At 64.8% G+C, this 18,599-nt stretch carries 16 protein-coding genes; 11 read left to right on the top strand and 5 right to left on the bottom strand.

The window, feature by feature from the left end; genetic code table 11:
- Positions 1 to 166: 166 nt before the first annotated feature.
- The 3 genes from PV781_RS20290 to PV781_RS20280 all read right to left on the bottom strand — a co-directional run bounded on the left by PV781_RS20290 (position 167) and on the right by PV781_RS20280 (position 5,712).
- The gene (locus tag PV781_RS20290) at positions 167 to 3,376 is read right to left on the bottom strand and encodes an efflux RND transporter permease subunit (RefSeq protein WP_274777446.1); all 3,210 of its coding nucleotides are present in this window, start codon (positions 3,374 to 3,376) and stop codon (positions 167 to 169) included.
- A gap of 200 nt (positions 3,377 to 3,576) precedes the next feature.
- The gene (locus PV781_RS20285) at positions 3,577 to 4,839 is read right to left on the bottom strand and encodes an efflux RND transporter periplasmic adaptor subunit (protein ID WP_274777445.1); all 1,263 of its coding nucleotides are present in this window, start codon (positions 4,837 to 4,839) and stop codon (positions 3,577 to 3,579) included.
- An 18-nt stretch (positions 4,840 to 4,857) separates the two neighbouring features.
- Entirely contained in the window at positions 4,858 to 5,712 is an 855-nt protein-coding gene (locus tag PV781_RS20280) for an alpha/beta hydrolase fold domain-containing protein (protein ID WP_274777444.1), read from the bottom strand.
- 139 nt (positions 5,713 to 5,851) lie between these two features.
- Here PV781_RS20280 and PV781_RS20275 point away from each other — a divergent pair, with 139 nt between their 5' ends.
- The 9 genes from PV781_RS20275 (at position 5,852) to PV781_RS20235 (ending at position 15,155) form a co-directional block, all read left to right on the top strand.
- Entirely contained in the window at positions 5,852 to 6,796 is a 945-nt protein-coding gene (locus PV781_RS20275; RefSeq protein ID WP_274777443.1) for a LysR family transcriptional regulator, read from the top strand.
- A gap of 117 nt (positions 6,797 to 6,913) precedes the next feature.
- On the top strand, positions 6,914 to 7,534 hold the full coding sequence (locus tag PV781_RS20270) for a cupin domain-containing protein (RefSeq protein WP_274777442.1): 621 nt from the start codon (positions 6,914 to 6,916) through the stop codon (positions 7,532 to 7,534).
- A 216-nt stretch (positions 7,535 to 7,750) separates the two neighbouring features.
- The gene (locus PV781_RS20265) at positions 7,751 to 8,977 is read left to right on the top strand and encodes an alpha/beta hydrolase family protein (RefSeq protein WP_274777441.1); all 1,227 of its coding nucleotides are present in this window, start codon (positions 7,751 to 7,753) and stop codon (positions 8,975 to 8,977) included.
- Positions 8,978 to 9,042: 65 nt separating this feature from the next.
- Positions 9,043 to 10,287, top strand: coding sequence for a C39 family peptidase (locus PV781_RS20260; protein WP_274777440.1), 1,245 nt, complete (start codon positions 9,043 to 9,045; stop codon positions 10,285 to 10,287).
- A gap of 79 nt (positions 10,288 to 10,366) precedes the next feature.
- A complete protein-coding gene (locus PV781_RS20255) occupies positions 10,367 to 11,359 on the top strand; it encodes an ABC transporter substrate-binding protein (protein ID WP_274777439.1) in 993 nt (330 codons plus the stop codon).
- Between the two features lie 16 nt (positions 11,360 to 11,375).
- Positions 11,376 to 12,158 carry an ABC transporter ATP-binding protein gene (locus tag PV781_RS20250; protein WP_274777438.1) on the top strand — a complete coding sequence of 261 codons (783 nt, stop codon included), beginning with the start codon at positions 11,376 to 11,378 and terminating at the stop codon, positions 12,156 to 12,158.
- Positions 12,159 to 12,165: 7 nt separating this feature from the next.
- A complete protein-coding gene (locus PV781_RS20245) occupies positions 12,166 to 12,981 on the top strand; it encodes an ABC transporter permease (protein ID WP_274777437.1) in 816 nt (271 codons plus the stop codon).
- Positions 12,982 to 13,070: 89 nt separating this feature from the next.
- On the top strand, positions 13,071 to 14,291 hold the full coding sequence (locus PV781_RS20240) for an alpha/beta hydrolase family protein (RefSeq protein ID WP_274777436.1): 1,221 nt from the start codon (positions 13,071 to 13,073) through the stop codon (positions 14,289 to 14,291).
- Positions 14,292 to 14,321: 30 nt separating this feature from the next.
- The gene (locus PV781_RS20235; RefSeq protein ID WP_274777435.1) at positions 14,322 to 15,155 is read left to right on the top strand and encodes an aldo/keto reductase; all 834 of its coding nucleotides are present in this window, start codon (positions 14,322 to 14,324) and stop codon (positions 15,153 to 15,155) included.
- A 104-nt stretch (positions 15,156 to 15,259) separates the two neighbouring features.
- Here the strand turns inward: PV781_RS20235 and otsA are convergent, their stop codons facing one another.
- Complete coding sequence (gene otsA / locus PV781_RS20230; RefSeq protein WP_274777434.1) at positions 15,260 to 16,732, bottom strand: alpha,alpha-trehalose-phosphate synthase (UDP-forming); 1,473 nt, start codon at positions 16,730 to 16,732, stop codon at positions 15,260 to 15,262.
- Positions 16,733 to 16,746: 14 nt separating this feature from the next.
- Positions 16,747 to 17,541, bottom strand: coding sequence for a trehalose-phosphatase (gene otsB / locus PV781_RS20225; protein ID WP_274777433.1), 795 nt, complete (start codon positions 17,539 to 17,541; stop codon positions 16,747 to 16,749).
- 209 nt (positions 17,542 to 17,750) lie between these two features.
- Here otsB and PV781_RS20220 point away from each other — a divergent pair, with 209 nt between their 5' ends.
- Positions 17,751 to 18,167 (top strand): hypothetical protein, encoded by a 417-nt coding sequence (locus PV781_RS20220; RefSeq protein ID WP_274777432.1) that lies wholly within the window; start codon positions 17,751 to 17,753, stop codon positions 18,165 to 18,167.
- 134 nt (positions 18,168 to 18,301) lie between these two features.
- Positions 18,302 to 18,583 (top strand): YMGG-like glycine zipper-containing protein, encoded by a 282-nt coding sequence (locus PV781_RS24150; RefSeq protein WP_425532440.1) that lies wholly within the window; start codon positions 18,302 to 18,304, stop codon positions 18,581 to 18,583.
- Positions 18,584 to 18,599 lie beyond the last annotated feature (16 nt).

The following is an 18,599-nucleotide window of genomic DNA, read 5'->3' as shown; positions in this document are numbered from 1 at the left end:
CCAGCCATAAGGGCGTTGCGGACCTACATCGCGTGACTTTCGAGAAGAACGTCCCGGTCATCGGCGGCGCATGGTCGGGGAAGGCGCCGCCTCCCCCGATGATGCGAGAGAGGCGGGATTGGAGCGGAGGGCGCCATTTTTTTGGGCCGGTGCCCCCCTGCCCGTCTCAATGGGCGTCAGCGGGGGCAGCATGGTCCGTCGGGCTCCCGTGCGGGGCGGAAACGGCCGCGCCATGCTGCACCAGCGGACGGTTCCCGGAGAGCTGACGCAGCAGCACATAGAAAACGGGCGTCAGGAAGATGCCGAACACCGTCACCCCGATCATGCCGGCGAACACCGCGACGCCCATGGCATGGCGCATTTCCGCCCCGGCGCCGATGGAGGTGACCAGCGGCACCACGCCCATGATGAAGGCCAGCGAGGTCATCAGGATCGGCCGCAGGCGCAGCCGGCTCGCCTCCACGGCGGCTTCGCGCGGTGAGCGGCCGGCAAACTCCAGCTCGCGGGCGAATTCCACGATCAGGATGGCGTTCTTCGCCGACAACCCCACCAGCACCACAAGGCCGATCTGGGTGAAGACATTGTTGTCGCCTCCCGAGAGCCAGACGCCGGTCATGGCAGCCAGCAGCCCCGTGGGCACGATCATGATGATGGAGAGGGGCAGGACGAGGCTTTCATATTGAGCCGCGAGCACCAGGAAGACCAGGAAGATGGCCAGCGGGAATACCCACACCGCCGAATTGCCGGCCAGGATGTCCTGATAGGTCAGTTCGGTCCATTCAAAGCCGATGCCCTTGGGCAGCGTCTCGGCGGCGATACGCTCCACCGCCTTCTGGGCCTCGCCGGAGGAATAGCCGGGCGCCGCGCCGCCATTGATGTCGGCGGTGAGAAAGCCATTGTAGCGCATGGCCCGTTCGGGACCGGCCACCGACTTGACCTTCAGGAGCGCGGAGAGCGGCACCATCTCGCCGGTGGCCGCGCGCACCTTCAATAGGCCCACATCCTCGGCACGGGCGCGATAGGGCGCATCGGCCTGGACGCGCACCGTGTAGGTGCGGCCGAACTTGTTGAAGTCGTTCACATAGATGGAGCCGAGATAGATCTGCATGGTGTCGAAAACATCGGTCACCGCGACGCCCAGCTGGCGCGCCTTGGTGCGGTCGATGTCGGCGTAAAGTTGCGGCACGTTGATCTGGTAGGAGGAAAAGAGCCCCGCCAGTTCCGGCGCCTGCCGCGCCTTGGCCAGGAAGGCTTGCGTCGCCTCATTGAGGGCCTGGTAGCCAAAGCCCGCCCGATCCTCGATCTGCAACTTGAAGCCGCCGATGGTGCCCAGCCCCTGGACGGGGGGCGGCGGGAACATGGCCACCATGGCCTCCTCGATGGCCGCGAACTTGCCGTTCAATTGCCGCGCGATGGCGCCGCCCGAAAGATCCGGCCGCTTGCGTTCCTCGAACGGCTTGAGGCCCACGAAGACGATGCCGGAATTGGAGGAATTGGTGAAGCCGTTGATGGACAGGCCCGGGAAGGCGATGGCGCTTTCCACCCCCTCCTGGGCGAGGGTGATCTCGCTCATGCGGCGGATCACCTCCTCGGTGCGATCGAGGGTGGCCCCATCGGGCAATTGGGCGAAGCCGACCAGATATTGCTTGTCCTGCGCCGGCACGAAGCCGGGCGGCACTGTGCGGAACAGGAAGGCGGTGGCGCCCAGCAGCAGCACATAGATGCCCATCATCACCGCCTTGCGGCCGATCACGCCCCTCACGCTCCGCCCATAAGCGTTGGAGCCGCGGCTGAAGGCGGCGTTGAAGCCGCGAAACAGCCAGCCGAGGCTTGCATCCATGATGCGGGTGAGGCGGTCCTTCGGCGCGTCATGGCCCTTCAGCAGGAGGGCGGCGAGGGCGGGCGAAAGGGTGAGCGAATTGACGGCCGAGATGACGGTGGAGATGGCAATGGTGAGGGCGAACTGCTTGTAGAATTGCCCCGTCAGGCCGGTGATGAAGGCCAGCGGCACGAACACCGCCACCAGCACCAGGGCGATAGCGACGATGGGCCCTGACACCTCCTGCATGGCCTTGTAGGTGGCAGCGCGGGCAGACAGGCCCTCCTCAATGTTGCGCTCCACATTCTCAACCACCACGATGGCGTCATCCACCACAATGCCAATGGCCAACACCAGCCCGAACAGGGTCAAGGCATTGATGGAGAAGCCGAACACATACATCACCGCGAACGTGCCGACGATGGAGACCGGCACCGCCAGCAGCGGGATAATGGAGGCCCGCCAAGTCTGCAGGAACAGGATCACCACCAGCACCACCAGGACGACGGCTTCCAGCAGCGTATGGACCACCGCATCGATGGAGGCACGCACGAACTGGGTGGTGTCGTAGACGATCTCATAGTCCACGCCCTCGGGCATGTTCTGCTTGATCTCCTCCATGACCTTTCGAACATCGTCGGCAATGCGGATGGCATTGGAGCCCGGCGCCTGGAACAGGGGCACGGCCACCGCCGACTTATTGTTGAGGAGCGAGCGCAGCGCATAGTCGGCCGCGCCCAGCTCAATGCGCGCCACGTCCCGCAGGCGCACCACCTCACCATTGGCGCCGGTCTTCACGACGATGTCGCCGAACTCCTCTTCGTTCTGGAGCCGGCCCTGGGCGTTCACGGAGAGCTGGAGGTCCACGCCCGGCAAGCCCGGCGAGGCGCCCACCACGCCGGCGGCGGCCTGGACGTTCTGCGCCCGGATCTCGTTCACCACGTCGGCGGCGGACAGACCATGCTCGGCCACCTTCTGGGGGTCGAGCCAGACGCGCATGGAATAATCGCCCGAGCCGAACAATTGCACCTGCCCGACGCCATCGATGCGCGCCAGCCTGTCCTTCACATTGAGGACGGCGTAGTTGCGCAGATAGGTCATGTCATAGCGCCCATTGGGCGACAGCAGATGGACCACCAGCGTCAGGTCCGGCGAGGACTTGACCGTGGTAATGCCCAGTTGGCGCGTCGCCTCGGGCAGGCGCGGCTCGGCCTGGGAGACGCGGTTCTGGACCAATTGCTGGGCTTTGTCCGGGTCGGTGCCGAGGCGGAAGGTGACGGTGAGCGTCATCAGGCCGTCGGTGGTGGCCTGGCTGGACATGTAGAGCATGCCCTCCACGCCGTTGATCTGTTCCTCGATGGGGGTGGCGACCGTCTCGGCGATCACCTTGGGATTGGCGCCGGGATATTGGGCGCGCACCACCACCTGGGGCGGGACCACTTCGGGATATTCCGAAATGGGCATCACCCGCATGGCGATGAGGCCGGCAAGGAAGATCAAGGTGGACAGGACGCCCGCAAAGATGGGGCGGTCGATGAAGAACTTGGAGATGTTCATGGCATCCTCCCCCATAGGGGCGCGGCAAAGCCTTCCCCGCCCGCCGGCACGCAAGCGCCACGGAGGCCCCGGCGCCGGGGGCGCGAGGCTGGGAAAAGCATGGAAAGAGCGGGCAGGCAGGGGCACGAGCCCCTGCCCTTCAGGTCGAATAAGTCTGCGTCAGGTCGGGCGCCGAGAGCGCCGTTGCCCTGCCCCTGAGGTCAGCGCTGCGCCACGTCGTTCGTGGCAGCAGAGGCGGTGCGGGTGCCATCCATGGCCACCTGCTGCGGGGCAACCGTGACGCCGGGCCGGATGCGGTGCAGACCGTTGACCACGATGGTCTCCCCGGCCTTCAAACCGGAGGTGACGATGCGAAGGCCGTTGACTTCCGCGCCCAGCGCCACCTCGCGATAGGCCACCTTGCTGTCGTCGCCCACCACCAGCACGAACTTCTTGTCCTGGTCGGTGCCCACGGCGCGCTCGGTGATGAGCAGGGCCTTGCCGGTGTCGGGGCGGCCCATGCGCAGCCGCACGAACTGTCCGGGAATGAGGCGGCCATCCGTATTGTCGAACACGGCGCGCACACGCACCGTGCCGGTGCGCGGGTCCACCTGGTTGTCGATGAGCTGCAGGTGACCCAGATAGGTCTTGCCCGCGCTCATGTCCTCGTCGATGGCGGTGGTCATCTGCACGGGGATGGTTTCCACCGGCAACGTCTTGCCAGGCTTTGCCACCAGCGAGCGGAGCGCGCGGGTCACAACCTGCTCGTTCACCGAGAAGGCGGCATAGACCGGATCCACCGAGACAAGAGTGGTCAAGGCCGCGGAAGACGGGCCTGCCGAAATGAGGTTGCCCACCGTGATTTCGAGCTTGCCCACGCGCCCCGCCACGGGGGCGCGGATCTCCGTATAGGAGAGGTTCAGCTCGGCCGTATGGAGGGCGGCCTCGGCCGCCTTCAGATTGGCGATGGCCTCCTTGGAGGCATTCACCCGCTCGTCCAGGTCACGCTGTGACACCGTGCGGCTGTCGAACAGACGCTGGCCGCGATCCAGGTCTGCCTTGGTAAGGGCAAGACGCGCCTCGGCAGCGCTCACCTGAGCCTGAAAACGGTCCACTTCAGCCTGGTAGGGCGCGGGGTCCACCGTGATGAGGAGTTCGCCCTCCTGCACCAGGTCGCCCTCGCGGAAATGCACCTTCTGGATGGCACCGGCGACGCGCGAGCGCACCTCCACACGCTCAACCGCCTCCAGGCGGCCGGAGAACTCGTCAAAGACCGGCGCCTCGCGGGCTTCAACAATGGCCACCGACACCGGCACCGCCATGGGGGCAGAGGCGGCGACGGGGTCGGCGGCCCGTGCTCCGCCAGGCGGCAGCACGTAGGGTGTGGCCAGTCCCGCCCCGATGATGAGGGCGACAAGGGCCGGAACGAGAAGCCGGCGGCGCTTCAGCGGGGCGCCGGACGAAGAATTTTCGATGCCGGACATGGCAGTTTCCTTGGAAGATCAGGGAGTGGCTTGCTTGGCCAGGCGCTTGGCGGGCCCGGCTCGCGTGGTGTCGAAAAAGGTGCGCAGGACAGGCGGGAGGAAGCGCAGACACGGACACTCGCCGTCGCTCTCGCCATCAATCGTGCAGGGCCAGCCGGTTGGTGCGGGAACGACGAACTTTTCAACCGCGACACCGGCCCCGCCGAGGCGCTTGGCATAGGCGAGCGCCTCGTCGCGCAGCGGGTCATCCTCGGCCGTGATAACGAGGGCCGGCGCAAGGCCGCCGAGGCGGGTGGCCGTCAGCGGAGCCGCATAGGGATGGCCGGCCTTCTCGGCGGAGCCCAGATAGGTGTGCCAGCCATCGGCCCATTTGCAGCCTACGGGACCGGCATCGGCCATGCGGAGCGAGCAGGTGGCGAGACTGGCATCCAGCATGGGCGAGATGAGGATCTGGCCCGCGAGATTGGGAAACTGCTGGTCCCGCGCCATCATGGCCAAGGCGGCGGCGAGGTTGCCGCCGGCCTCGGCGCCCGCCACATAAAGGCGCGCGGACTTGCCGACGAGACGGGCCTTCGCCTTCTCCGTCCAGGCGAGCGCCTCATAGGCAGCCTGGAGCGGTTGGGGAAAGGGGTGGTCGGGGCCGCAGGGATAGTCCACCGAAATCACCACTGCGCCGGCTTCCACCAGGATGCCGGCGACATCCGCACCGCTCTCCAGCGAACCTCCGGTGAAGGCCCCGCCATGGAGCTGGAGGACCAGGGGCGCGGAGCGGACGGCGCGGTCGCCGCCATAGATCCGCACCGGCATCGCGCCGGCCACGGTCGTCTCCACCTGCTCCTCGGTCCAATGGGCGATCATGAGTGCACCTGCCATTCGCGGCCCGACACCCGGGCGCTTCGCAGTGCACAAAGCCTACTTCTCCGTCTGGCGTCCAAAAAATACGCCAAACGTGACTTCATTGTTTCTGTATGGAAATAATAAGCCAGAGATTGAAGCTGGAAAGTAGCCGAACATGGACCAACTTGCGGCGATGCGCGCTTTCGTGAGGGTTGTGGAGGCCGGCACCTTCACCCGCGCTGCGGACCTGCTCAGCATTCCCAAGCCGACCCTGACCAAGCAGGTGCAAGCGTTGGAAGCCCACCTGCGCACCAAACTGCTGAACCGCACCACCCGCCGGGTGACAGTGACGCCGGATGGGGCCGCTTATTATGAGCGCGCGCTAGCACTGCTGAACGACCTGGACGAGTTGGACGGCTCCATGACCCTGTCCCAGGCGGCGCCGCGTGGACGGCTGAGGGTGGACATCAGTGCCTCGCTCGCGCTGCTCGTGCTTGTGCCCGCCCTGCCGGATTTCTTCGCGCGCTATCCCGACATCCAGCTGGACCTTGGCGTCACAGACAGGGCGGTGGACCTGGTGGGCGAGAATGTGGATTGCGTGATCCGGGGCGGTGATTTGACCGACCCGTCCCTCATCGCCCGCCGCATCGGCGAGATCCATCGCATCACCTGCGCCGCGCCCTCCTATCTGGAGCGTTATGGCATCCCCACGCACCCCCGCGAACTTGAGACTAACTTTCCCACCGTGCGCTATTTCAATGCCCGGACCGGGCGCCTCCTGGAGCTGGAATTCGAGCGGGACGGGGAGACCCTGGAGCCGGACGGCCGCTACATGATTGCGGTGAATGACGGCAATGCCTATCTGGCGGCCGGCCTTGCCGGCCTCGGCATCATCCAACTGCCCACCTTCATGGCGCAGGCCCATATCGGGACAGGAACCCTGGTGCCTGTTCTGACGGCATGGACGACAGAATCGTTCCCGGTCTTTTCCGTCTTTCCGCCCAACCGCCATCTCTCCGCACGCCTGCGTGTCTTCGTGGACTGGGTCGCGGAACTGTTCGCCGGACATGACCTGATCCAGCGACGCACCACCCTGCCTCGCGTGCAAGGCGCGCCTTGACGTCGGCAGCGCCCGAATCCAGGTTCCGGAGATACCGTTGCGCTCCCCCATCGCCCATCTGTAGGTTGGAGGGGAGGCCTGAGCCACCCATCCAACGGCTCGATCGAATGTGCAGGAATGACTGAGCTTACCGAAATCGTTGCGCGGGCAGCCGCGGAGAAGGGCGAGGACAATCCCGGAAAGTTCCAGGTGGGCACGCGCCTGCGCCACGCCCGACTTCTGGCCGGTGCCCGTCTGAAGGACATTGCCGAGGCGGCCAATTGTTCGGAAAGCCTGCTGTCCAAGCTTGAGAACAACAAGATCCAGCCCTCGCTGAACATGCTCTCCCGGGTGTGCGACGCGCTCAACCTGACCATTGGCGAACTGTTCGCCACCCCCGATGCGGAGCAGGACGTGGTGCTGCGCGCCGGCCAGCGCATGGTGGTGGAGTTGGACCCGCTGCGGCGGGGCGACGGCATTCAGATGGAGCGGCTCATTCCTTACGCGAAGGGCCACCTGCTGCAGGGCAATGTACATATCGTGGCGCCGGGCGGCGGCAGCGACGGACTGGTCACGCACGAGGGCGAAGAGATCGGCTACGTGCTCGCCGGGCAAGTGGAACTGCTGCTGGGCGATCGCAGCTATAAGATCAGCACCGGCGACAGCTTCACCTACCGATCCGAAATCCCCCATGGCTACCGGAACATCGGGGATGAAGAGGCGCGCATCATCTTCATCAATACGCCGCCTTCTTTCTGACGAGACGAGTCCCCGGCGTCCAACCCTCCACCACCATCGGCGAACACTTTGCCCTCGCCCGTCCCACGGGCGGGAACGCCCCTGCCTGCTCGCACCACCCAGGGAGCGGGAGCGTGACTTTCCTATCCTTTCTTATTTTTCAAGTCACTTGAATTTGGAGCCGGCATCGCCTTAACTTCCTCCATGGTCGCCGTCGCGGCCCAACGGAGGACAAAGATGGCGGAAGAACTGCTCATCGATCAGGTGATGAAGGAGACCCACGGCACGTATCAGCCTTATGGCTGGCACCACTGGCCGCAATTTCCCTGGATGAGCTACCAGTTCCGCCGGGCCCTCGGCGAGACGCAGGAAGGCGGCGGCGCGGTTTCGGAATGCTTCCTGGCGGCCAGCCGCATGATCCCCGGCGACCAGGAAAGCTGGCACCGCGAATGGAAGATCATCGCCGACTTCAACCAGCAGCGGGGTGATGAGGAATTCGCCAAGGGCCATGTGCGCACGGCCATGAATTGCTGGTTGCGCGCGGCCAACTACTACCGGCACACCGAATTCTGGCTTGAATATACAGACCCGCGACGCCTCGCCACCTTCACACAGATGGAGAACTGCTCGCGCAAGTTCATCGAGAACCTCAACCCGGCGGGCGAGGTGCTGGAAATCCCCTATGAGGACGGCAAGACGCTTTACGCCTATTTCGTGCGCGCGCCGTTCGATACCGGCAAGCAGCCGGTGCTCATCTGCATGGGTGGGCTGGATTCCATCAAGGACGAGATGTGGTTCATGCAGGCCCATGGCGCGCTCCAGCGCGGCATTTCGGTCCTCATGATTGACGGACCCGGCCAGGGCGGCACCCTTCGGCGGCACAAGATCCCCACCCGGCACGATTATGAGGTGCCGGTGGGCAAGTGCATCGACTACCTCCTCACCCGCGACGACATCGACCCCGAGAAGATCGCGGTGTGCGGCTCCTCGCTCGGCGGCTATTACGCCGCCCGCGCCGGCTGCTACGAACCGCGCCTTGCCGCCGCCATCTCCCACGGCGCCATCTGGTCGATCCAGGAATTGTGGGCAAGCGCCGGCGAGGATCACGGCCTTGCCGACCACATCAAGACCGTATTCGGCGCCGCGACCATGAAGGAGGCCATGGAAAAGGCCGCCCCCTTCAAGCTGGAAGGGCACCTCGACCACATGAAGTGCCCCTATCTCATCGTCCATGGCGGGCACGACGTGCTCGGCGTCGCCGCCGCGCAGAAGGTGGCCGACTATGCCAAGTCCAAGGGCGTGGACGTGACCTTGCGCTTCGTCACCGAGGAGGAGACGGGCGCCGACCATTGCCAGCACGACAATCCCACCATCGGCCAGGAGCTGATGGCGGACTGGCTGGCCGACGTGTTCGGCATCGATCAGCGCGAACTGCGCAAGAAGATGACCAACCCGCTGATCTGACCCCCGCGCGCCCGGTCTCGCGCCGGGCGCGCTTCACTCATCGACGTCATCATCGGAGTGGACCCATGGCCTACGTGACCGGTTACGACGACGCCTATCATTCCATGACCTGGTTCGGCGCGAAGGGCTATCCGGAGGGCGGGAATGCCGGCCGGTGCTACTTCACCGGGCTGCTGGGCATGTATCGCCTGCATGGCGAGCCGGACGTGCTCTTCGCCGACGGCACCTCTGGCGACGGCTTCTCCTTCCGCTGGACCCATGTCTGGGGCGCCCCCGCCTTCAATGGCGGCGCCGGGCCCTTCCATGAAATCTGGGAGTACACATCCAAGTCGCTGGGCTTCAAGGCCCATTGGGAAGAGGACCACGAGGGCGGCTTCGAGGAAGCCTTCGGGAAGCTGCGCGCCCTGGTGGACCAGGGCATCCCGGTGCAAGTGGGCCTGCATTATTCGCTGATGCTGCCCTATGGCGCCAAGACCTCGCCCCGCCTCAAGTTCCAATACGAGACCATGGGGCGCAGCGGCTTCGGCCACCATGTGGTGGTGGCGGGCTATGACCTCGACAAGGGCACCGTCACCATTTTCGAGCCCAACGACGTAATGCCCCATTCCCGCTACGAGGCGCCGATCGAGGTGTTCCGCGAAGCCTGGGTGCAGTCGAAGCAGCGCGGGCCCAATGGCTATGAGGCCTGGGAACACCACCACCCCTTCGGCGGTGAATGGAGCCTGCATGACGGCTACGGCCCGTATCTGATGGTCTGGGTGGAGCCCGGCCGCGATCCCGACTGGGACATCGCCACCTCCATCCGCCATTCCTTCCGCCGCAACCTTAAGATCCTCTGCGGCGATTATCCCAAGCCCTATGCCCTGTTCGGCAACCAGTGGCAGATCCCCCGCTTCGAGACCGGCGCGCCGGGCATGGCGGTCTTCGCCGCCAAGATTCGCGCGGGCGAGATCGAGGATGTGCTCGCCCCCAATGGCGAGCGCCGTCCGCTCTTCCTGCGCGGCCAGATCCCCAATCACGGCGTGCTCGGCCGTGCCGGTGCCGCCGGCTATCTGCGCCGGGTGACACGAGAACTGGGTCTTCGTGGCCTCGACACCACCCGCGCCGCGGCGGCCGCCGAAGCCATGCAGGCCTCTTCCGATGCCTTCCGCGTGCTGCGCTACGAGGCCGACCTTAAGGCGGCCGGCGAGATCCTCTCGCGCATCGCCGACACCGAGTTGAAGGCGCTCGACCACATGACCCGCGCCTGGGAGCAAGTGCGCCACATCCATGAGGTCGCCCCGAAGGCCCAGACCCTCGCGGCCGAGTGACATCCCGGCCGCGCGGCACCCCCGCGCGGCCCAAAAAGACGTTCGCAAAGACCTTCGCTCAGCCTTCCAGGGGACAAAAATGACGATCAGAAGCGCTTTGCTGGGCCTCTTCATGGGGGCCCTCGCTGCCGGCTCCGCCGCCGCCCAGGCGGTCGATACCTACAAGGTAAAGGTGGTGGCTGGCACGCCCGGCTACGATCATATCCAGCCCTTCATGGCCGAATACCTGAAGCTCTGGGAAAAATATGGCGTCAATGTCGAGTTTATCGGCGGCAACTACCAGCGCTCCAACCAGCTCATGTCCATCGGCGACTATGACGTGGGCTACAACCAATATGCGAGCGCCCTGCGCTATCTTTCCGCCGGCATCGAGAACGTCATCGTTGCCGCCTCCTCCGCCAATTGCGCGATGATTGTCGCATCGCCCAAGGTCAATTCTTGGGCGGACCTGAAGGGCAAGCGCATCGGTATCGTCACCAAGTTCGACGTGCAGTATCTGACCCTTATCCACGAGATCCTGCCGCGCTTCGGCCTGTCGGAAAAGGACGTGCAACTGGCCCTGGTGCCGGTGCCGGAGGTGGCCTCCGCGCTGGTGACCGGCGACATCGCCGCCGCCTTCCCGTTCGAGCCCTATGGCACCAACGCCGTGGACAAGGGGGCAAAGCTCCTGCTGCCCGCCGACCAGCTGGTGGACAAGTCCAAGATCGCGTCCGACATGCTCCGCAACGGCCTGATCATGAACAAGAAATTCGTGAAGGAGCATCCCGAGCTCGCCAAGCGCATCGTCTGGGCCCATCTCGATGCCGTTCAGATCATGCGCACGGACAAGAAGCTCGGCATGGAGGTCCTCAAGCACTATGTGCCCAACATGGACTCCAAGCTGCTTGAGCAGTCCTATGACAATTGCGGCTGGACCTATAACGCCCCGCCCAAGGTCTGGATCGAGACCCTTCTGAAGTGGATGAAGGAGGACAATCTCCTCCAGAAGCCGGTGGCCTATGAGGACGCCGTCGACCTGTCCATGGCGGAGAGTTATCCCGGATATCCGGGCTATGAAAAACTGAAGAAGTGAGGCCCCTCGGATGCTGATGATCGAGGGACTCAACAAAAAGTATGGCAATGAAGGTGCGGAGGTCTCCGCCCTCGTGGACATCAACCTGAAGATCGAGGACGGCGACTTCATATGCCTCCTCGGCCCCTCGGGCTGTGGCAAGTCCACCCTGCTGAAGATCGTCGCCGGGCTCATCCCGGCGACGTCCGGGCGCATGACCATTGAGGGCGCGCCGGTGAATGGACCGGGGCCGGAGCGGGCCGTGGTGTTCCAGGACTATGCGCTGTTCCCCTGGATGACCGTGCGCGACAATGTGGAGTTCGGCCTGCGTGCCCGCGGCCGCTCCCCCAAGGAGCGGCGGGAAATCGCCGACCGCCTTCTCAAGACGGTGGGGCTCGCGGACTTCGCCACCCGCTTTCCCCATCACCTATCCGGCGGCATGAAGCAGCGTGTTTCCATCGCCCGCGCGCTGGCGGTGGACCCCTCGCTCCTTCTCATGGATGAGCCCTTCGGCGCCTTGGACGCCCAGACCCGTGAGAGCCTGCAGGACGAACTGCTGCGCATCTGGCGCGAATACAAGAAGACCGTGATCTTCGTGACCCATTCCATCGAGGAGGCGCTCTACCTTTCCGACAAGATCGTCGTCATGACCGCCCGCCCCGGCCGCATCAAGGAGATCATCGCCGTCGACGAGCCCCGTCCCCGCGACATGACGGGCGAAGCCATGGGGCGCCTCCAGCGCGAAGTGCGGGCGGTGCTCGGCGAAGAAATCAACCGCGCCGCCGAGCTGGAGCAGGCGGACATGAGATTGGGAGCCTGAGATGACCATGACGGTGACTTCCAAGCGCTCCGGCTCCACCTATCTGCCCCGCCTCCGGCGCCCCAGCCGAGAGACGGTGCTGGGCCTTTCTACGATCGCTGCCTTCCTGGTCATCTGGCAGGGCGTCTACATGCTCGGCCTGATGCCCAAATGGGCCTTCCCCTCTCCCATCCAGGTGGTGCGGGCCTTTTATGACCTCGGAATGTCCGGCGCACTCCTCTCCAACACGGCGGCCAGCGTCGGGCGGCAGGTGACGGGCGTGCTGCTGGCGGCGGTGGTGGGCATCCCGGCGGGCCTTGCGCTCGGAGCCTCGCCCACCGCCCGGGCCGCCTTTCTGCCTTTGTGCCGGCTGCTCTATCCCATTCCCGGCATCGCCTGGATCCCGCTTGCCATCCTGTGGTTCGGGGTCGGCTTCACCTCCACGGTGTTCGTGATCTTCTTCTCGGGCATCTGGTCGATCATGTTCAACACCATGACCGGCGTGCAGACCCTGTCGGGCCAGTACACGGACGTGGCCCGGGTCTATCTCGCGTCCCGCAGCCTCTACACGCGGGCGATCCTGATTCCTGGCTCCCTGCCCTACATCATCACCGGCATGCGCCTGACCTATGGCGTGGGCTGGCGCGTGATCGTGGGTGCAGAGATGATCTCCTCCATCACCGGCCTCGGCTTCCTCATCGACGATGCCCGCTGGCAACTCCGGCCCGACATCATGATCTGCGGCATGATCACCATCGCCATGATCGGGTGGGTCTCGGAGAACTGGTTCTTCGACTGGGTGGAAAAGAAGACCATCGAGCGCTGGGGCATGAAGACCGCCTGAGCGCCCCTCTTTCCCGAAAAGACATCGGCCGGCGCCACAAAGGCGCCGGCTTGCCCCCTTGCGACCGGCATCTCTCCGGAGGCTTTCCCATGGTCGATACCGAAGCCAAGCTCATCGACGCCGCCGTCACCGACACCGCGCCCCATTACGAGCCTTATGGCTGGCACCACTGGCCGGAATTTCCCTGGCCGTCCTACCAGTTCCGCCGCGCCTTGGGCGAAACGCAGGAAGGGGGCGGCAGCGTCTCCGAGAGCTTTCTGGCCGCCAGCCGCATGATCCCCGGCGACTATGACAGCTGGCACAGGGAATGGATGGTGGTGGCAGACAACAATTTCCGTCGAGGCGAGGCAGCCGAGGCCAAGGGCCACATCCAGACCGCCATGAACTGCTACCTCCGGGCCGCTGACATGTATCGATCAGCCGAATTCTGGCTGGAGCCCACCGATCCCCGCCGCATGCCCACCTTTGAGCAGGCGGAGCTCTCCACCCGCCGCTTCCTGGAGCACACCGTCCCGAAGGGGGAATTCGTGGAAGTGCCCTATGAAGCGGGCAAGCCCATGTATGGCTACTTCATCCGCGCGCCTTTCGACACGGGCAAGCAGCCGGTGCTCATCTCCTTCGGCGGCCTGGACAGCTACAAGGACGAGTTGTGGTTCATGACCGGGCGCGGCGCGCTCCAGCGGGGCATTTCCGTGCTGCTCATGGACGGCCCCGGCCAGGGCGCGACGCTGCGGCGCCACGGCCTGCCCAACCGCTTCGACTATGAGGTTCCCGTCGGCTGCTGCATCGACTGGCTGGCAACCCGCGACGATGTGGACATGAGCCGGATCGCGGTCTCCGGCTCATCGCTCGGCGGCTATTATGCCGCCCGCGCCGGCGCCATGGAGCCGCGCTTGGCGGCCGCCATCTCCCATGGCGGCGTGCTTAGCCTCTATGAGCGATACAAGGACCGTGGTGAGGACCATGGCCTCGCCTCCCACATGAAATGGGTGTTTGGCGCCGACAGCATGAAGGGGGTCGCCGAGAAGACCCGCAACTTCGATATGCGCGGCGTGTTCGAGAACATGAAGTGCCCCTATCTCATCCTCCATGGCGGGCATGACGTTCTGGGCGTCGAGGCCGCGCGGCAGGGCTATGCCTATGCCAAGGAGGCGGGGGTTGACGTCACGCTCATGCTGGTGGAGGCGGACATGACCGGCGCCGAGCATTGCCAGCACGACAACCCCACCTTGGGGCAGGAACTGATGATCGACTGGCTTGCCGATATTTTCGGCATCGACCAGCGTGCCCTTCTCAGCGGGAAGGCATAGACTGCCGCCGCCCCTTCCGGAGATCGTGGAATGAGTGACATTGAGACGCGCGGCATCCGCCTGCCGCGCATGGGCTTCGGCACGTTCATGATGACGGGCGACACCTGCCGCTCTGCGGTGGAGAGCGCCTTGTCCGTCGGCTACCGGCACATCGACACGGCCGCCCGCTACGAGAACGAAGCGGACGTGGGCGCCGCGCTGGCGGAAAGCGCCCTGCCCCGCAACGAACTCCACGTCACCACCAAGGTGTGGCACGATCAGCTCGCGCCAGACGCCATCCGTCGCTCCATGGGCGAAAGCCTGCGCAAACTCAAGCTCGACCAGGTGGACCTGTTCCTGATCCATTGGCCGTCTCCGGGCATCGACCTTGGGAAGGCTCTTGAGACACTTATGGCGCTGAAGGAAGAAGGGCTCACGCGCGCCATTGGGGTGGCCAACTTCACCCTCCCGCTGCTGAAGCAGGTGGTTGAGGACATCGGCGCGCCGATTGCTTGCAACCAGATCGAGTATCACGTCTATCTCGACCAGACACCCATCCGCACCTACCTAGCGGACCATGGCGTCGCGGTGACTGCCTATTGTCCCATCGCCAAGGGCGAAGTGGCCGACGATGACGTCCTGAAAGCCATCGCCGCGCGCCATGGGGCCACGCCCGCCCAGGTGGCCTTGCGCTGGTTGATGGACCAGGGCGAGGTGGCGGTCATTCCGAAGGCTGCGGGACGGGCCAGGCAGGCCGAGAATTTCGGCGCCCTCTCTGTGACGTTGGACGGCGAAGACCATGCCGCAATCGCGGCGCTGCCGAAGGCCCGGCGCTATGTGAACCCCGCCTTCGCACCCCAATGGGATGAGCCGGTCGCGGCCTGAATGAACAAAGAAGGCCGGCCCCTGGTGGGGACCGGCCAACACACAATGTCTGAGCGCCGCGGTCCCCGTCAATGCAGACGGGGACCGCGGCGAATCACATCCTTTCACACCCCTTCGGCGCGATGCTCGCCGCTCCATGCCGCTCCCAGCCCCAGCCGGCCGGGGCTCACCCGGGACGTGCCGCCCATCCGGACGGCCTGGGGCGGAAAGGACAAGGAATTGAGGAAGGACGACGCCCACTGGGCGATGTCATACTGCTTCAGCACGGCCATCATTCGCCCGTACCGTTCCTGCCGCTCGTCCAACGGCATTTCCAGCGCCCGGCGCAAGGCAGCCGCGACGCCATCGGTGTCGTGAGGGTTGACCAGCAGCGCGCCGCCGCCCAGCTCGGAAGCTGCACCTGCGAACTGGGACAGCACCAGCACGCCCGGATCTTCCGGATCTTGAGCCGCCACGAACTCCTTGGCCACCAGGTTCATGCCATCCCGCAGCGGCGTCACCACTGCCACATCTGCCGCGCGGTAGAAGCCGGCCAGCGCGGAGCGGGAATAGGTCTTGTTCACATAGCGCAGAGGTGTCCAGGCCACGTCGCCAAAGCGACCATTGATCTGGCCGGCCTTGAAAGACAGGGCGCGATCCATCTCGGCATATTCCGGCACGTCGGTCCGGCTGCGGGGCGTCACTTGCACGAACGTCATGCGGTTATGCCATTCCGGCGCGGCGCGCAGCAGATTCTCGTACGCCTCCAGGCGATTGGGAATGCCCTTGGAGTAATCAAGGCGATCAACGCCCAGGATCAGCTTCCGCCCCGCCAGACTCTCGCGGAAGGCGCGCACGAAGCCGGTGCGGGAGGCATGGCGCGCCCGACGGGCGAACGACTGGGATTCGATCGCGACAGGGAAGGCCCCAATCCGAACCCGCCGACCGGCGACCTCATAGGCACTCGCCTCGGGGATGGCGCGACCACCACGGGATTCCAGGTAGCGGCCGAAATTGTCGCGGTCGCCCTCCGTCTGGAAGCCCACCAGATCATAATGGGCCAGCGAACCAATAATTTCTCCGTGGCGCGGCAGGGCCTGGATCAGGTCGGCCGGAGGCATGGGAATGTGAAGGAAGAACCCGATCTTATTCTTATGCCCCTTCTCCCGCAGATATTTCGCAAGGGGCATCATATGGTAGTCATGGATCCAAATGATGTCATCTTCATCAATGATCTTGGACACATGGTCAGCGAATATGCGATTGACCCGGATGTAACCGGACAAATCAGAGCGCTGAAATTCCGCAAGATCGACGCGATAATGAAGAATCGGCCACAGAACGCGATTGGCAAACCCGTTATAATATTCCTGGAAATCATCTTCTTTCAGGTCAATGACCGCATATTTCACCTTGCCCCGCGTCGTGACGCTGGGACGGGACGAAGGTTCGTCCACGATCCGTCCGCTCCATCCGAACCAGATGCCGGGCCGCTCATTCAGGGCTGCATTGACCGCAACCGCAAGGCCTCCGGCGGCAGCCTTGCCTCCCGCCTGAGGAACCGCGACCCGGTTGGATACGACGATAAGTCGTGACATGGTCTGATCTCCACTCAGGTAATAGACAAGCGGTGCACCAGCGCCCGGACATCGGATGGCCGGGCCAGCACCACATTCACATGTTCAAAGGCACGGCCCACCGAGACGGGCAGGCCGCCACGGCGCAGGACCGCATCGAAGCCGGCTGCGTCGGTCACATCGTCGCCGAAAAAGACCGGTCGACGGCCGGCAAAGGGCGCCTCCTCCATCAGCCCGTCGATGGCGACCCCCTTGTCTCGGCCGGCATGCTTCAGCTCGAAAACGAAGTGCCCGGGCAGAACGCTCAGCGGCTCAGGGGCGCGGGCTGCCAGCGCCTTCAAGCGCTCACCCAGAACGTCCTTCACCTCAGGCCGCGAGCGATAATGGATCGCAATGCTCAGCCCCTTGTCCTCCACGAACAAGTCCCCGCACGCGGCCGCCAGGGCAAGAGCCTCGGCCCGCGCTTGCGCGGGAAGCGAGGGGCTCATCTGCTCCACCTTTCCCTCTGGCTGCCGACGGACCTCGGCGCCGTGTGCCCCGGCCGCCACCAGGCGCAGCGGCGCGAACAAGGCATCGAGCCGGGAGACAGAGCGCCCCGACACCAGAGCGACTGCACCGCTGCTGCGAGCCAGAAGCCGCTCCAGAGCATCCGTGAGGGCAGCAGGAACCACAACGGCCTCCGGATGTTCCGCAATGTCGATGAGGGTGCCATCCACATCAAAAAAGAAAGCATCCGAGCGGGGATCGAGCCCAAGGTCACTCGCTTCCTCACTCCTCCCCTCGCCCTTGCGGGACAGGTCTTTGCGGAGCAGCGTAGGCGAATTGCTCATGGGCGGGCGCTCGTCCTTCACGTTTTGATACAGATCCGACACACGTTATTAACGGCCGCCATCCGCCATCGGTTCCACAAAAAATTGCCCAGAATGCGCCGCGAATGCGCGCGCCTCTTTTTTCAGCAGCCCCGGAAGGCTGCAAACTGAACCGTCGCTGGAACCTTCGTCAGCCCACAGCGTTTCGGGTGTGAAAAGGAGGCTTGCCGATGTTCGCATGGAAGTCGCGATCGAAGTCGCACGAAATCTCCCGGCGCCTGGAGGACCTCAAGGAGGACCTCACGCTGTTGGGCGCCGCCATCGCGGATGCTGCCGACGAAGGCACACGGGACCACCGCCGCAGAGCGCGCCAAATGGCGCACAATGCTATGGAAGATGCCAGTGAGCGCGTCCATCGGCTGACCGATACGTCCCTTTCTCTGGCGGCCACCGGGTCGCGCGAGGCCATGCGGCATGCGGACGAGGCCATCAGCCACGTGCGCTACGCTGCTGCCCGCCACCCTGCCACCACGGCCATGGCTGTGGTTGGGATAGGCTTGACGGCCCTATGTGTGCTTAACTGGATGTCGTCCCGCGAATCCGCAGGGGCAGGACGGGCAGCGAAATCCAGGCGGTGGGAGCACTAACTTCACGCCTGTCGCAGGCCCGCTCAAAGTTGGCCGGCGATCCGCCTCAATCGAGGCTTAACAGTATCGAAGCTGCGCTGCATCGAAGCGGCGCGGATCGGTGAGGTGAACGGCGTCAAGCCGGCGCAAGGAGAATGGAGAATAAAATGAGGGCGGCTATCATCGTTGTTGCGGCAGCACTGGCCCTGGGCGGATGCAGCCAGTATTCGGAGTCTGATCGCGCGGTGGGCGGCGGTCTCCTTGGCGCAGGCGCGGGCGCTCTCATCGGCGGTGCCGCGACCGGAACCGCGGGCGGAGCGCTCGTGGGTGGCGTGCTGGGCGGTGCGACTGGCGCCATGGTCGGGGCGGCGACGACTCCGAAGGCGTGTTGGGCGCGCGACGCCTACGGCAATAACTACCGGGTGGCTTGCCCCTGAGGCGCCCTCGGATCAT

It is taken from the genome of Aquabacter sediminis (assembly GCF_028863665.1).
Classification (GTDB): Bacteria; Pseudomonadota; Alphaproteobacteria; order Rhizobiales; family Xanthobacteraceae; genus L1I39.
Note: the sequence above shows the minus strand (reverse complement) of the source record. Positions and strands in the feature narration are given on the sequence as shown.